Raw genomic sequence first — 16,560 nt, 5'->3', positions numbered from 1 at the left:
CGGAGCCAAACGGTGCAACAATCGGGTCGCCGCGCGCGAGTTCGGAAATGTCCGCGCCTATGTCGTTCGACATTCCGGCCCAGCAGCTTGCCTCCGCACTCGAGCGATACGGCGATGCGACCGGTCGCGAAGTCCTCTACAGTCCGGCGCTTGCGCAGGGCCGCACCTCAGAAGCCGTCAAGGGCAACTTTGAACCGGAGACGGCGCTACAGCTGCTGCTTGCGGGCACCGGCCTTACCGCCCGCTTCCTGAAAGACGGCTCGTTCGTTCTAGCCCCGGCGCCCGAAGCTGCCGGACCGCCGGAAGAAAGTGCTGCTGCTCTCGCGCGCCAATACTATGGTGTCGTTCAGGCGCGGCTGCGCAATGCTCTGTGCCGGACCAACGGTGCGCGGCCGGGAAGCTATCGTATCGCGGCCCTGGTCTGGATCGCGCCGTCGGGGGCCGTAGCCAGGTTCGAACGACTTGGATCGGCCGGCACGGCCGAGCTGGACCGCGGCATCGACAGCGCGCTTCGACAGTTCAGTGTGGGTGCCCCGGTGCCCCCCGGCTTTGCACAGCCGGTATTGATCGTGGTCCTGCCGCAGGCCTCGGGCGTCACAATGAGTTGTGGTGCGACGGTGTTGCCGCAGGCGGCCGGAGGCGTGCGGTGACCGAGGCCTCCGTGGCGATGCTGCGCCGGCTGCTGCTCGACCGATATGACGATCTCAAGCGGGGCTTGACCCGCCGCCTGGGCTCGTCCGAGATGGCAGGTGACGTCCTGCACGACACTTGGCTGCGCCTTGCCCGCACGGATACGACGATTGGCACCTTGCACAATCCGGCCAGCTATCTGCTGCGCATACTCTTCAACGTGGCACACGACCATCGTCGCGCTGAAAAGCGCCGTTTAACGAAGATCGACATCGAGCATTTGCTCGAGGTCGCCGACGAGACGCCTGGTCCCGCCGAAGTCGCGGAGGCGCGGTCGGATCTGGATGCGATGGCCGCCATACTCGCTGAGCTGCCGCCGCGCCGTCGCACCATCCTGCTCGCGGCCAGGGTGGACAACATGGCGCGGCAGGAGATCGCGGATCGCCTTGGCGTATCCTTGCGCCTCGTCTCAAAGGAGCTGCAACTCGCCCATGAGTATTGTCTGGCGCGGCAAAGGCAAATGAGTGACACGGATTGCGCACCGGACCAGCGAAATTCGTCATTGAACCGAGACCTGTCGCCGCCGCGCGGTGATCGCGACCACGACCAGGCTGAATGACTCCATGATTCAGGGACAGACGCAAAGGCTCGACCTGCTGCAACGCGAGGCGATCGCGTGGGTCCAGCGCATCGATTCCGGACATGCGACGTCGGCCGATGCCGAGACCTTGCAGCGATGGTGTGCCGCGAGCCCGGAGCATGCGGCTGCCTTCGCTGCGGCGAGCGGTGTATGGCGCGACATCCGCCGGGCCGGCGCGAGCATTCCGCGCAGCCAAATCGAGGCGTTGCCCGTCCACCAGACGTCACGCCCGGTGCTCGATCGCCGGCTCCTTCTCGGGGGCGGGCTGGCTGCCACCGCGGCCGCCTATGTCGCTGTTGCCAACCCGCCGCTCGGCCTGTGGCCGTCCCTCCGCGAACTGAATGCCGACTACAGAACGGCCGTTGGCGAGCAGCGGCAAGTCAGTCCGGCGGAGAACGTCGCGGTCCGGTTGAATACGCAGACCAGCATTGCGGTCCACCCCGCTGGCGGGGAGGGCAATCGCCTGGAGCTGCTTGCAGGGCAAGCGCTCTTCGAGTCGGTCGAGAGCGTACGTCCGCTCGTCGTGTTGGCGGCGGATGGGCGTTCGATCGGCCGCCATGCACGTTTTGACGTGCGTTGCATGAACGGTCCGGCCGGCACGGTGGTGAGCGTCGCCTGCTTCGACGGACAGGTGCGCATCGAGCGCAACGACAGTTCTGCCGTCATCGGCCCGGCGCAGAGCTTGCGTTACGACGCCGGCGGGCTCGGTCGGGTTGCCGCGATTGACGCAGAGGCGGAATCCGCCTGGCAACGCGGAATCGTCCTGTTCCGGGCTACCCCGCTCGCGGATGTGGTGGACGAGGTCAATCGTTATCGCGCCGGCCGGATTCTCCTTGTCAATCCGGGCCTCGCGCAGAAGCCGGTGAGTGGCCGCTTCCGCATCGATCAGATGGATGAAATCCTCGTGCGCCTCGAACAGGCCTTCGATGTCAAGGCCCGCAAGCTGCCGGGCGGCCTGGTTCTGTTGGGCTGACGTCCCGCTGACAAGAAACTTTCACACAGAAACCGTGCGCGTTCGCCTACAGGCTTCCGTCTTAGAGCTAGATCGTCATCGCTGGGGATGACGAGGCGCGACCCTTCATCGGGTTTGGCCGTGCTGCCAGAAGGAATGCCGTCTTGTCCCACCGTCCCGTCCGTTTTCGCTCGTTCCGGTCCGTCAGGCACGCGATGTTCCTCAGCGGTGCCAGTGTGGCTGCGTTGCTGGTGGGGTCGGCTGCGGCCGATGCGCGCAACCTCGGCGGCGGCAGCGCGAGCCCGGTGGCAAACGTCGCCGTGACGACCAACGCGGCGGGGCAGGCGGCGTCGATCGCGTCGGCACAAGCGATGAGCCGGATCAACGCGTCGCTCCGCGCGATGCGCGATGTGCAGGCGGCGGCGAGAGCCGGCGCGTTGATCGGTCCGAATAATCTCGGCCTGAACAAAAATCATCCCGGCAATCTGCTTCCGAATGTGCCGAATGGTCTGGCTCCCGGAGGCCTCAATCCGACCAGCAATCCCGCCGCGGTGATCGACGGACAACCGGCCTGGACCGGCGCCGCTCAGCCGACCCAATCGACAAGCTCAAATGGGCGGGTCCAGGTCGAGGTCGTGCAGAACCAGCAGAAGGCGATCCTGACCTGGAACAAGTTCAATGTCGGACGCGACACCGACTTGTACTTCAACCAGTCCGCCGGAGGGGGTGGCGCCGCCAACTGGATCGCGCTCAACCGTGTGCTCGACCCAAGCCTCGTTCCCAGCCAGATTCTCGGCACCATCAGGAGCGAGGGGCAGGTTTATATCATCAACAAGAACGGTATCATCTTCGGTGGCTCCAGCCAGGTGGATGTCGGCACCCTCGTGGCCACATCTCTCGCCTTGTCGAACGCGCAGTTCCTGGCTGGGATCAACACCTCCATAGTGCTCACCAATGACATTCACCTGCCGACCTTCGGCGAATACAATCCGCGGCTGGCCAATTCGCAAAAGCCGGCCACCGATCCGAGCCAACCTGCGCGCTTCACGCCGGATGGCGTGCCGGGTGACGTCACCATCCAGGCTGGAGCTCAGATCAGCGCGAAGACTGGCGGCAAGGCGATGCTGTTCGCGCCGATCGTTTCCAATGCCGGCCAAATCAGCGTCCCCGACGGCCAGATCATCATGGCTGCCGGCGAACAGGTCTATCTGAGAACCAATCCGAGCGACGTGCGCGGTGTGGACGTCGCCGTGACGGCCCCGATGCCCTGGCTGTTCAACTACAACCATTTGATGGGTGCGATCGCCGGCTGGGACCTCTTCACGGAGAAACCCTGGGGCGAAAGCGTTCGCGACATCCTGCTGCCCGAGATGTACGCGCGCGCGGCATCGGTCGGCTACAAGGTCGTGAACACCGGCGTCGTGCAATCCGATCGCGGCAACATCACCGTGATGGGGCGCGAGATCTTCCAGGGCGGCGTGATGCTGGCGGCAACCGCGCTCAACAACCGCGAAGGATCGATCCGGCTGGATGCCTACAGCAACGGCATGATGGCCTCGAGCGGCAGCCTCGACGCCCAGCTGGTGTATTGGAAGACGGGTGACCTGCATCTTTCGCCGGGCAGCGTCACCGCCGTTCTGCCTGATGCCAGCGACACGAGTGAGATCGAGGAGACGGCGAAGGCTACGCGCTACAAGCCGGGGCGCGTCGAATTACGCGGTAACCTGATCGATATCGGGGCGCAGGCGAACATCCTGGTTCCCGCCGGCACCATCAGCATCGTGGCCAGCACCGTGCCCGCGCCCACCGAGGAGCCCATCAACGGCGAGACGCCGGTCCGTGACGGTAGCCGGATCTATATCGGCGAGGATGCCTATGTCAGCGCCGCCGGCGTGCAGGACGTCCTGATCCCGATGTCGCGGAGATTCGTGCAGGCCGAATTGCGCATCAACGAGCTGCGTGATTCACCGCTGCTCCGGAATTCGTGGCTGCGGGGCCAGAAGATCACGGTCGATCGCAGCGCCAGTGGCGTCTTCGCCGATGGCGCCATGGCCGGCGTGAACTGGGGAGGGGCCGCGGGCGAATGGATCGGGACGCCGCTGGGCGACGTCTCGGCCTGGATCGGCAACAGCAAGACAAATCTCGCCGAGCTGTCGACCATTGGCGGCAACATCACGCTCAAATCGGCCGGCTCGATCATCACCCGTCAGGGCTCGCTGCTCGATGTCTCGGGCGGGTCGTTCCGCTATCAGGACGGAATGGTCAACTCGACGAAGCTGCTCGGCGCCGATGGAAAAATCTATGACATCGCCTCGGCGACGCCTGACAGGATCTATGTCGGTTTCGCCGGCGGGTTCAATCGCACGCACAACAATTGGGGTAAATCGGATTCCTGGAGCACGCCGTGGTCGACGAGCCACTTCGAACGTGGCTTCACCGAGGGACGTGACGCCGGCGCCATCCAGTTCTACGCCACCGAAGGTGTTGCGCTGGAGGGCGGCTACTGGGGCGGCGTGATCGTCGGCGAGCGTCAGTCAGTAAGTGGCAAGACCGCCAAGGCCGGCTCGCTGACGTTTGGCGGCGACGGCGACGAAGATCGGCTCTGGCTGCTCGGCAAGCTCGTGATCTCCAAGGATCCCACACAGCTGCCGACGAATTTCACAGCCACGTCGCAGCTTCCGTCCACCTGGTATTCGGGCGCTCCCGGCAACCAGGATTCGTTCCGGTTGCGAACGACCTATCTCGACTCGGATGTGCTTGCAGATGCCGGACTGGGGAAGATCGAGCTCTACGTCTCCAATAACGTCACGATCGAGAAGGGCACGACGCTCGAGCTGACGCCGGGCAGCACATTTTCGATCAAGGCCAATTCCACCGTTGCATATAGCCAGGATTTCAAGATCGACGGGGTGATTCACGCACCCGGCGGCAGTGTCAACCTCTTGGGCGCGGAGAACGTGTCATTCGGAGCCGGTGCGGCCATCGACGTGAGCGGCCAATGGGTCAACCAGGTGAAAGGCGGCGCTGCTTCCGCGCTGCCGCCGGTCGTCAATGGCGGCAGCATCACGCTCGATCAGGCCCACTATCAGCCGGGCGTCGTGCTCGATGTATCCGGCGGTGGCTGGTACAGGCTGCGCGGCGGCAAGCCGCAAGTGAAATTCGGCGACGCGGGCAAGATTACGCTGAACACGACCGAAGTGGCGGAGTTGGCGAACGTCGATATGCGCGCTTATGCGGCTGGCTCCGGCGGCAGTCTGGCCATGAATCTGACTATGGAGTCGCTGCAGATCGGAGGCGGTACGCCGACGTCCCCCAACACCGTCCGCCTGTCGGAAACCTTGTTCGCGGAGCGTGGTTTCCGTTCGCTCCAGATCTCCACGGGCGGCGATATCACGATCGCCGAAGGAGTAAGCGTCACGCAGCTCCCATACAACGTTGATCTCAAGGGCGTCGACGTCTCGAGCTTCAGCACGGGCACGTCGATCAGCGAGATGGGTCCGCTCGCCGTGTTGTCGCCGTCGCAGCGCCTGGCGCTCAAGCCGACGTCGCTCTCGCTCAGCGGCGGGTCATTGACGGTCGGCGCGGGGGCGACGGTGCGGACGGACACCGGCGGCACGATTGCGCTGTCCCTGGTTAATTCTTCGACCGGCACGTTGCGGATTGCCGGCAAAGTGGAGGCGCTGGCTGGCACGATCAATCTCGCAACAAGCGCGGGATTGATCGTTGTTGGTAGTACCGGCGCGATCATCGCGCGGGGGACGGCCGTCGGCGAAACCGATGTCATGGGGCATCGCAGCGGCGTCGTACGCAATGGCGGCGCGGTCGCGTTCGAGTCCGCCGCGGTCGCGTTCGAATCCGGTTCGCTGGTTGACGTCGCGGGCGCCAGCGGCGTATTCGACATCGAGTCGGATGACCACCGGTTCGCGCCAGTCACCCTCGCCAGCAATGGCGGCTCCATCAGCGTCAAGGCACAGCGGGGGCTGGTCCAGGGCACTTGGCTCGGCCAGAGTGGAGGCAGTGGCGCACGTGGCGGCAAGGTGACGTTGGCGTCTGCGCTGTCGACCGTAATCCTGTCCGAAACGGCGGCTTCCCAGTCTGGTATGGTCGTGCGCAGCTCGAGCCTGCAGGGGGCCGGCTTCGCCGATCTCGTTCTCCCGTCGACGACACGGCTGGATGGTGTCGACCTCGCCTTCAGCGGCTCGATTTCGATTACGGGATCCCTGATCAACGGCAACGGCGCCAGCTCGCGATTCTGGGCGCCTTACATCTCGCTGTTCAGCCTGGCACCGAGCAATCCGGCGCGTGCGGGGACGCTGACGCTGGCCGGGTCCGTGATCGACATCGTGCAGGCAAACATCCGCGGCTTCGAACGAACGGTGCTCGAGGCGAGCGACATCCGGCTGACGCACAGCAATGTCAGCCAATCCGCGTTCCTGGACGTCGATGGCACGCTGATCATGAAGGCCGGTCAGATCTATCCCACCTCGCAGATCAATGCGACGATCAGGGCCAGCGACAAGTTGATCGTGGAGCAGAACGGAACTCCCGGTCTGGCGCTGTCGGCCGGCGGGACCCTGACGCTCGAAGCTCCGACTATCGAGCAGAACGGCACCCTGCGTGCGCCGTTTGGCCAGATCACGCTCAAGGCCAGCCAGCGCCTCACCCTCGGCTCCGGCAGTGTCACCTCGGTGACCGGCGAGGGCCTCGTGCTGCCTTACGGTGCTCTCAGCAACAACGAAAACTGGACGGTGACGACCGGGCCGTTGCCGACAACCATTGCCAGCCTGCCGGAAAAGCGCGTGACGCTCGAGGCGCCAACAGTCGAGCTCGCCCCCGGATCGGCGGTGAACATCAGAGGCGGCGGCGACTTGATGGCATGGGAGCACGTGCCGGGACCGGGCGGCTCGCACGACATGCTGGCGCTTCCGGGCATGTTTGCGGTCATGCCGGCTTTCGGGGGGGCGACTACACCCAGCTCGGCCTCGATCCGCAGCGGAGATCGCATCTGGCTCGACGCCGGCAGCGGATTGCCGGCAGGCTGGTACACGCTGCTGCCCGCCTCCTACGCGATGCTTCCGGGTGCTTATGCGATCCAGTCGGTCGCCGGTTCGACAGGCCGGGCGACGACGTCCGCGGTAATGGCCGACGGCACGGCGATCGTGTCCGGCTATCGCGCCAATGCGCTCGACGGCAGCCGCGACCAGCAGTCGTCCGCGTGGCGCGTGATGTCGGGCTCGGTGCTCCGGCAGTACAGCGAGTACAATGAAGCCTTCGCCAATACCTTCTTCGCCTCCGATGCGTTCAAGCTGACACAGTATCGGCTCACAGGTCAGCAGATCGTCACGCCGCGTCTGCCGGTCGACGGCGGCTCGGTGGTGTTCAAGGCGACGCAGGACCTGATCTTGAAGGGCGAGTTGCATTCTCAGGCCGCAGTGGGTGGCCGCGGCGGCCTGGTCGATATCGCCGCCAACAAGATCGCAATCCTGGGTGCCGACCAGAGCGCCGGCACCTTGCGGGCCGATGGTTATCTGGTCATCGATGCCGCTGCTCTGTCCAGCTTCGGCGCCGGCAGCCTGCTGGTCGGTGGTTTCCGCAGCGGCGACGTCGGCGGTCTGCGCGTTGATGTGCAGGCTCACGACATCGTCGTGCGCAACAGTGCAAATTCGGTGTTGACGGGACCGGAGATCATCCTGGCTGCAAGCGACACGATCGATGTCTCCGCAGGCAGCGTCATCGTCGCGCGCGGCGAGGCGCCGACCGGCGCCGGCGATCTCGTGATGGCCCCGCAAGCGTCCGATCGCGACTGGGGTGCTTTGATCCGCCTGTCCAACGGCGATGCGGTGCGGGTCCGCCGCAAGAACGTCGATACGACCGTCGGCGGCCAGGTGAAGATCGGTGCCGGTGCCGTCCTCGATGGCGGCAAGAGTCTTCTGATCGACGCCACAGGAAACGCCCTCGTCGCCCAAGCGCGCTTGGCGGGCGCAGCGTTGTCCCTGGCGTCGGGCCGGATCGGCTTCGGCGGTGGCAGCGGACTGGTGCTCGATGCCGCGGCGCTGACCGCGCTCAACAACACCCAGCACCTGACCTTGCGCAGCTATTCAACCATCGATTTTCACAGCGCGGTGGACCTGTCGGGCCTCCAGGCCGTAACGCTCGATGCCGCAGGGCTGGTGGGCCGCGGCAACAGCGAGATCGCGGTGAACGGCAATCGGGTTGTGCTGGAAAATACGGCGAGTACGTTCAGCGAGCCGGTTGGCGCTGGTCATGGCAGTTTGAAGCTGACAGCAACCGAGCTGACCCTGGGCGAGGGTGCCAAGGCACTGCGTGGCTTCGACACCATCGCGCTGACGGGAACGACACGCATTGCCGGCGAAGGCAAGGGCTCGCTCGATGTTGCCGGCGCGGCGCTGACTCTGTCAGCGCCGGTCATGACCGGCCGGGGCGGCAGCCAGCAGTCGGTCACCACGACCGGAATCCTGACGGTTGCTGCTCACGGGACGGCTAGCCCTGCGCGCGACCAGGACAGCCTCGGCTCCCGCTGGACGCTCACCGGCCGCGCCGTCGATTTCGCCGGACGCATTGACGCGCTGGGCGGAACGGTCAAGCTGAACGCCACCAATGGCAACGTCAATCTCGCGGCAGGTTCGCGAATCGACGTCGGGGGCTTCGAGAAGAAGTTTTTCGACGTGTCCGAATATGCCGATGCCGGAACCATCTCGCTGGGTGCCCGCGGCGGCTCGGTGCTGCTCGCGTCCGGCGCGACCCTCGATCTCGGCTCGGCCCGCGACTCCGAAGGACGTCCCATCGGTGGCGGTGCGGGCACGCTCGCGATCGAACAGGACAGCAGCCAGGTCACGCTGGAGGGCACGATCAATGCCAGGGCCGCGGCGGGCAAACGCGGCGGCTCCTTCTCGCTCGACATCGCCGCGTTGTCGGATTTCGGCGGGCTCAACCAGCGCCTGAATGCCGCCGGCTTCACCAAATCACGCAGCTTCCGGATTCGCTCTGGCGACGTCACGCTCGACGGCGCGACAACGACCGAGGAATTCGCGCTGGCTGCCGATCAGGGTACGGTGACCGTCGCAGGCTCGGTCGACGCGCGTGCGACCTATGGCGGCTCGATCTCGATCTATGGCGGCCAGGGTCTGACCGTGACGAATGCGGCGCTGCTGCGGGCAGGTGCGACCGACACGGTGGACGGGCTCGGCTCCGGCCGAGTCACACTGGGAATCTCGAACGGCGTGCTGCGGGTATTGGGCGGCGTGATCGACGTGGCGGGCGGCGAAGGCGGCAAGGTCACCCTGCGTGCGCCTGTCATCGAGCAGCCAGGGGCCGACAAGGTGAATGTCAGCTTTGCCGGCACGATCAACGGCGCGCGCGAGATCGTGCTGGAGGGCTACAAACGCTTCGACCTTGCGACGCTTGCATCCGATCCGCGCTTCGTCGGCGTCACCGTCAATAGCGGCGGCCAGGCCGAACTCGATCTCACGGCGGCCTCGGCCGGCAAGCTCAACGTGCTGGCGGATTACGGCGCCGGCACGCTGGTCGAATTCGTACGCGACTTCGACGTCAGTGCCGGCTATGCGGATCTTGGCTCACTGACGAGCCAGTCGAACTTCCACGCGCGCGCGGGCATGGAGCTCAATTTTTCCCGCGACATCGTGCTCAAGAGCAACTGGAATCTCGGCGCTGGCGTGGTCAATCAGGCCTCGGCGCTCGCTGCTGGCGTGATGGCGATCGAGCCGGTACTGGGCAAGGCCTATGTGGTTGCCGGCAAGGAAAGCGCTTTGCTCCGTGACCATACGACCATGGTGTATCGCACCGGCGGCAGCATTCTCGGAGAGCCGGGCGTCCTGACTATGCGCGCCGGGGGCAATATCGATCTGAAGGGCAGCGTGACGGATGGCTTCTTCCAGTTCGCCAACCCGCTGGACTCGACCTACGTCGCCGCCAAAGGCACCATCTCGACGAACCTGAGCATGGTGTTCAACGTCGGCCGCACCAGTACCACGTCCAATCTCTCGCCCTACGACAGCGCGAGTACAACCAACCCTTCAGTCTATGCCGGTATCACCTTTGCGACGGTCGGCACGAGGAAAACCGAAACCGTAACGCCGCCGCCCACGCTGGTCGGTGTTCCCTATAGCGCAGAGGCCAACTCTCCGGGCGCAAATGCGCCGAGTACGCTCGCTTATTCGGTCTTGTTCCCCTCCATCACCGAGCCGGACGGCTCGAGGGTGGCGGTGCCGTCCTGGAGTCTGGGGCTCGTCGCGGGCGCCACGCCGATGGGCGAAAGCGCCGACCCGATGCGCCTCGCGAGCGGCGCGACGGGCAAGATTACCCTCAGCGAGCAGGCGGGTTACACCTACGTCAGCGGCCTGAATTCCGTCGCCGCGACTGCTCTTGTCGACTCGGTTGCCAGCTTTGGCGCGGGCAGTGCGCCCGGTTCGACCACGATGAACCCCGCCGATTGGCCTGCGAGCCTGGAGTCCACCTCTGGCACCCGTCTCAACAGCAATTCCAGCGCACAGATTTCTTTCGGTCTGCCGACGGATCCAGCCTACGGCTACGTGCTCGACCTCTGGAATAATTACGCCGCAGCGAAGGGCCTGAACACCAATCCGGCGCAACCGCAGGCCGACTTCAGATGGACCAGCACGGCCGCGAGCGGCGGCAGCCGCCTCAACGTCATCACGAAGTACTCGACCTTCAAGGACTTCTACCTGACGAAGATCGTCCCCAATCTTGCGACCATCACTTCGCTCTATGCGACGACCAAGCCCGGGCCGACCACGACCACCGTCAATCCGATCACCATGGTTCGCACCGGCACCGGCGACATCAACATCGCGGCGCGTGGCGATCTGCAGCTCAAAGGCGGCGCCTCGATCTATACTGCTGGCCGGCGCGATCTCGCCGCGTTCAACGATTTCACCACCGCGCCGGCGAACGCGACCTACGGGGTGGGCGGCGGCCATCTCGCCGTTGCGGTCGGCGGCAATATCGACGTGGCCCTGCCGGCGGACCGCTCGCAGATGCAGCACTATTCGGAGTGGCTAAACCGGCAGGGAGCGACGGATAACGCCTACGTCTTCGGTCCCTGGGCTCATTCCGCATACGGCCAGATGCCGGCTCAACAAAGCTCCTGGTGGGTTGACTACGCTAACTTCCTGCGGGGGGTCGGCGCGCTCGGCGGCGGCAATGTCGAGATCCGCGCCGATGGCGATCTCAACAATCTGACGGTCGCGCTGCCGACCAATGGCCGTGTGCGGGGAGGGCGCTCCACGACGGAGACAAAGCTCCTGGAACTGCGCAACGGCGGCGCGATGACCGTTGAGGCGGGCGGCGCCGTTCGCGCCGGCTATTATTACATCGGGCGGGGAGCCGGCACGATTACCGCAGGTGAATTTGTGGTCGGGCGCGATGTCAAGGCGCTGGTAGGAACGCAAATCGTCACCTATCCGATCGCCCCGATCCTGTCGCTCGGTGACGCAACCCTGGACGTGCGAACCGCAGGCGACCTGCGGCTGCAAACTGTCCTCGATCCGCTTCTGGTCGGCAAGGGGATGTCCCACGAACTGACGTTCATGAGCAGTCAAAGTGAGCGCACCGCGCTCAACTTGACATCGACGGGCGGCGACGTGATCCTGGTCGGGCAGGCGACATATCTGTCCAAGGACATAACGACGCCGGCCTTGCAGGTGTTTGCGAATGTGAACTCGCTGGCCGCAAATATCTATCCGTCGAAAACGCGTGTGACGGCGCTGAACGGCTCCGTGCTGAACAGCACGCTGTACACGATGCCGAGCAGAAATCCGGAGCTGCGGCTTCTCGCCGCAAACGACGTCCTCGTCGGCGAGATCGCCATGTCCCGCGCTGCGCTCGAGATGATTCCGTCACCGTTCGAGCCTGTGGGAGGCACCGTTTCCTCTCCGGTCAACCTCGGTGGTTCCTCGCCGGACACCCTGAGCGGGCTCCACAACGTTTTGGTCAATCCCTTCTCCGCGCCGGCCAGCAATATCGCCGGCCACACGCTGCATCTGTACAATCTTCGCAATCCCGCCCATCTGCCGAACGAGGGGGACTACGAGCCGAGCCGCGTCTATGCCCTGAACGGGTCGATCGTCGGCTCGCTCACAACCCAGAGCGGTTCGATCTTCACGGCCGGCGTCATGGCCAACGAGCAGACCTGGTTCCGCGCCGGCACGGACATCCGCAACATCAACTACTCACTGCGTAACATTCATCCGACCGACGTGTCGTTGCTCGAGGCCGGCAATGACATCATCGGCGGCCCGGTGATGGGCTCGATCTATGTGCAGGGGCCGGGCGCAGTGCAGGTGAGCGCGGGCCGCGACGTCTACGCGCCGGAACTGTCGATCTTCGGGACCGGAAACCGGGAATATGATGCAAACAATCGGCCGAAAGATTTCACGGAGATCATCGGCCTGCCCGGCCGGAGTGCGGCGATCACGGTGATGGCGGGCCTCAAGGGCAAGCAGCCGTCCTATGACGCATTCCTGGCGGCCTATCTCGATCCGGCAAATGTCGGAAAGATGCCCGATTATCTCAAGATCACGCTGGCGGACGGCACGGTGGTGCCGCTCTATCTCACCGAGGAATTCGAGCTACGTTCCTCCGGGCCGCACCAAACGCGCGCGGGCATCATCTCCTTCATGGCGGACGTGACCGGCGAGCTGCTGTCGCCGCTCGATGCCTGGAGCAAATTCCAGGCTCTGCCAATGCTGGTGCGCGAACGCTTCGTGCGGCAGGTCTATATGCAGGAGCTGCGCGAGGCAGGCGACGACCAGAACACACTCGACGGCAACGGCAAGCCGCGCAACGGTGGATACAACCGCGGCTATGCCGCGATCGAGACGCTGTTCCCGGGTGCCGACTGGGCGGGCGACGTCAGGACCGGAAATGCCAAGTTCCGAACCATGTCGGGCGGCGGCATCGAGGTCTTGACCCCCGGTGGCGGCCTGCAAGTTGCTGCGCTCGGCAAGCCGGCGCCGGTGGAGTTCGGTCTCGTGACGCTGGGGCCCGGCGACATCAACCTGTTCGCCCGTGACAGCGTCACCGTGAACCGCTCGCGCATCCTGACCTTCGCCGGCGGCAACGAGATCATCTGGTCGACGCAGGGCGACATCGACGCCGGCCGCGGCGCCAAGACCGCGCGCGTTTCGTCGGCGCCGGAAATCCAGACCGATATCGATGCCGTGACGCGCGTGCTCGAGAAGGCCGATATTTCCGGCAGCGGCATCGGAACGATCCTCGGCTTCACGGGGGTGCCGGAAGGCGACCTCAGCCTGATCGCACCCAAGGGCACGGTGAATGCCGGTGACGCCGGCATCCGCGTCCACGGCAATTTCACCTGCGCCTGCTTCAACATCGTGAACATGGACAACATCCAGGTCTCGGGCCAGAGCAAGGGTGTGCCGAGAGCGGAGGTCAAGACTGCACCGCTCTCGCTCGAGACCAAGGACAAGGCCGCAACGGACGCCGTGAAAGACGTGACCAAACAGGGATCGTCGGACCGGCCGTCGGTGATCATCGTCGAAGTTCTCGGGTACGGCGGCGGTGACGGCGAGCGGCGCCAGCCCGACCCGGGCGAGGATGAGAAACGCCGGGCGCCCGACAAGCAGAGCTACGACCCGAACGGCATGTTCCGCGTGCTCGGCAATGGCGAGTTCACGGCCGATCAGTTGAAGGACCTGACAGAGGACGAGCGAGCCGTGCTGTTGCAGCGGCTGGGGCGCAAGGCGTCGCTCTAAGGCAGGGGCGCGGGCAGGCATCCGGGTCCGACGTGCGGTCGTGCCGGTTCGTATCGATCGGCCGGGTGGGGCCCCACCCGGCCGGATGCACCGGTTAGATCACTGTCATGCAAACGATATAGAGGAGGCATTCGCCCGCGCTTCAACGATCCAGACAGCCGAAGTGCGGTTTCTGGTCGACAAGAGCAGCCCGATGAAAGCAGTTACATTGCATGGCGTCGCGGCGTTGAATGCCGACGGTCCTCGAGGCGGTCGCCGCGCCGCGTTCCGCTTGCTGGTGCTATTGCCCGCCTGGCTGATGACGGTCATCCTCGGCGCCAATGCCGCTGAAGAAGACCGGGTGGCGCGTGCGGAAAGGCCGATCGCATTCCGCATTCCGGCACAGTCCCTGGCCGGTGCGCTGCAAGCCTATGGACAGACTACTGGCATTCAAGTGCTCTATGAAAGCAACTCCGCGGTCGGCCGAACGTCGGTCGCGGTTGAAGGAACGTATGCCGCCGATGAAGCTCTGAACCTGTTGCTCGCGGGCACGGAGCTGAAGGTGCGCTACATTCGTCCCGACGCCATCACGCTTGCTCTTCCCAGCGCAGAGGGTGTCGGCTATGCACCTCCGGCGGCTCCGCTCGCAACATCGGATCTGTTCCTGGGAAGACTGCGCGTGCGTCAGACCGGCGATGCCGACGACGCCGCCAGATTGCAGGATTATAGCCAAAGAGTGCAGATGGACATTCAGAATGCACTTCGAAAGAACGCAAGGACGCGCGATGGCAATTATCGCGCGGTGCTAGATATCTGGATCGATCCCGCACGCACGATCGAGCGCACCGAGTTGTTCCGCTCGACCGGGGACCATGAACGGGACCTTGCGGTGTCGGCGGCGCTTCGGGGCCTGACGATCAGCAAGCCGGCGCCAGCGAATACGCCACAGCCGGTCCGCGTCGTCATCATGGTGAAGTCCTTGCAATGAGCGACAGCGATGTCCGCCCCGGGAACGAGAAGGGACGAGCGGCGGTCTTTGGATCCTATCGAGACGACGAGCTGGATGCCGCCTCGCCATCGGGAGAGTTCTATCGCCTGCTGGGTATTCCCGCCCTGGCGGCCGTTCTTTTCGTGGGCGGCGTTTACTGGATCAGGATGCAAGTGCCAGCCGGCTCTCCTGGACAACAGTCGGCTGCGATCGTGCAGGTTCAGCTGCTTCCGCGGCCCGATGCCGTTCCGATAGCAGTCGCTTCGGATTCTCAACCGGAAACGGCGAATGTCGCCAGTCGCGCCGATACGCCATTGAAGGACCCAAATCCGACGCCATCCGACGATCCTGTTCCGGTCCCGAAAGCGAGAAGCTTCTCGCCCGGAGACGCTCCGCCCTCAAATGTCATGTCGGCGCCGTCGGCCGTGAGCGGACCTGCGAGCAGTGCCGCCATCAAATTTCAGCAGTCGCTGCTTCGGCACGTTTCGCGCTATCAGCGTTATCCCAACGCGGCGCGCGCGATGCACCTCGAAGGAACGGTCGTCACGCAGTTCGCCATGGCCAGGGATGGTACGCTGCTCGGCGTCTGGGTTCGGACGAGCTCGGGTCAATTGCTGCTCGACAAGGAGGCGATCGAGACCATCCGGCGAGCCCAGCCGCTGCCGCCGATTCCGCCCGAGCTGCCGGATCGGCTCAATATTCATCTGGAGCTCGAGTTTTGACCCGTCATGAGGTCCGTGCCCGGGCGATGGACAGGGCATCCGTGCAGTGGCGGGCCGGACGCGATGTCGTCGCTCACGCCTTGTGTCATAAATGTGTAGCCCGGCAACGCTACGACCTTCCGAACCTTTTGCAGTAGTTGCGTAGGCAATGTTTGCGCCGGAAATGCCAGAGTATGTTGGGCACGTGAAACGTGGCTGATAGCAATCGAATACGGCTGCGGGGGCAGTTGGTCGAGAACTATGAAGGCCTGATCCGGAAGCTTACGCGCCGGTTGGGATCGGCCGATTTCGCCCACGAAGCCTTGCACGAAACGTTTCTGCGTCTCGACCGAGTCACGGATGCCGAGCCCGTACGCAGTCCTGCCGATTACATCTTTCGTACCGCCATCAACATCGCGAAGGATCGCCAGAAAGCGCAGAACTACCGTGTCAGCGCGTCGGAGATAGATGCGCTTCTCGATATATGTGATGACGAACCCGATCCGGCCAGAGTGGTCGAGGCGCGTTCGGAAATCGAGGCTTTCAAGCGCGCGCTTGCCGAGTTGCCGCCACGGCCCCGCGAGGTTCTTCGGAGCATTTCGATCGAGGGGCAACCAGCGCACCAGGTCGCCGCGCGTCTCAATGTCAGTATCCGGACCGTCGAGAGCGATCTGAAGCTGGCGCTTGGTCATTGTGCCGACAGCCTCGAACATACATTGCGACGCCGTCTCGGCGGCCCGCGTCCGCGATCCTAGCGCGTCGATATTGCAACCCGGCGCATCGGAGGGCTTTTTTGCGCAGGCAGAAGGTTTGATCGATAGGCTATCCTTGCACGGTTTTTCTTCGGGATAGCCGGGCGCCATTCGTCTATCGAATAGATGCACCGGCAGGCGTCT

The 16,560-nt window shown here is 64.5% G+C and carries 7 protein-coding genes; all 7 read left to right on the top strand.

Features of this window, described 5'->3' with window-relative positions:
• Positions 1-59: 59 nt before the first annotated feature.
• The 7 genes from RAD10_RS17890 (at position 60) to RAD10_RS17860 (ending at position 16,419) form a co-directional block, all read left to right on the top strand.
• On the top strand, positions 60-650 hold the full coding sequence (locus tag RAD10_RS17890) for a secretin and TonB N-terminal domain-containing protein (RefSeq protein WP_461618558.1): 591 nt from the start codon (positions 60-62) through the stop codon (positions 648-650).
• Positions 647-1,249, top strand: coding sequence for an RNA polymerase sigma factor (locus RAD10_RS17885; protein WP_461618557.1), 603 nt, complete (start codon positions 647-649; stop codon positions 1,247-1,249). The genes RAD10_RS17890 and RAD10_RS17885 overlap by 4 nt, the downstream gene beginning before the upstream one ends.
• A gap of 4 nt (positions 1,250-1,253) precedes the next feature.
• Positions 1,254-2,243: a FecR family protein gene (locus RAD10_RS17880; RefSeq protein ID WP_461618556.1), complete on the top strand. Its 990-nt coding sequence runs from the start codon at positions 1,254-1,256 to the stop codon at positions 2,241-2,243.
• Positions 2,244-2,386: 143 nt separating this feature from the next.
• Positions 2,387-13,996 (top strand): filamentous haemagglutinin family protein, encoded by an 11,610-nt coding sequence (locus RAD10_RS17875; protein ID WP_461618555.1) that lies wholly within the window; start codon positions 2,387-2,389, stop codon positions 13,994-13,996.
• A gap of 163 nt (positions 13,997-14,159) precedes the next feature.
• On the top strand, positions 14,160-14,963 hold the full coding sequence (locus tag RAD10_RS17870) for an STN domain-containing protein (protein WP_461618554.1): 804 nt from the start codon (positions 14,160-14,162) through the stop codon (positions 14,961-14,963).
• 425 nt (positions 14,964-15,388) lie between these two features.
• Complete coding sequence (locus RAD10_RS17865; RefSeq protein WP_461618553.1) at positions 15,389-15,685, top strand: energy transducer TonB; 297 nt, start codon at positions 15,389-15,391, stop codon at positions 15,683-15,685.
• 191 nt (positions 15,686-15,876) lie between these two features.
• Positions 15,877-16,419: an RNA polymerase sigma factor gene (locus tag RAD10_RS17860; protein WP_092252027.1), complete on the top strand. Its 543-nt coding sequence runs from the start codon at positions 15,877-15,879 to the stop codon at positions 16,417-16,419.
• Positions 16,420-16,560: the final 141 nt, after the last annotated feature.

The organism is Bradyrhizobium sp. 23AC (genome assembly GCF_054863025.1).
This window is presented reverse-complemented; position numbering and strand designations above follow the sequence as displayed.

Excerpts from the sequence above, each read along its gene's own strand:
- RAD10_RS17890 (WP_461618558.1), top strand. The coding sequence starts at position 60 with ATGTCGTTCGACATTCCGGCCCAGCAGCTTGCCTCCGCACTCGAGCGA.
- RAD10_RS17880 (WP_461618556.1), top strand. The coding sequence starts at position 1,254 with ATGATTCAGGGACAGACGCAAAGGCTCGACCTGCTGCAACGCGAGGCG.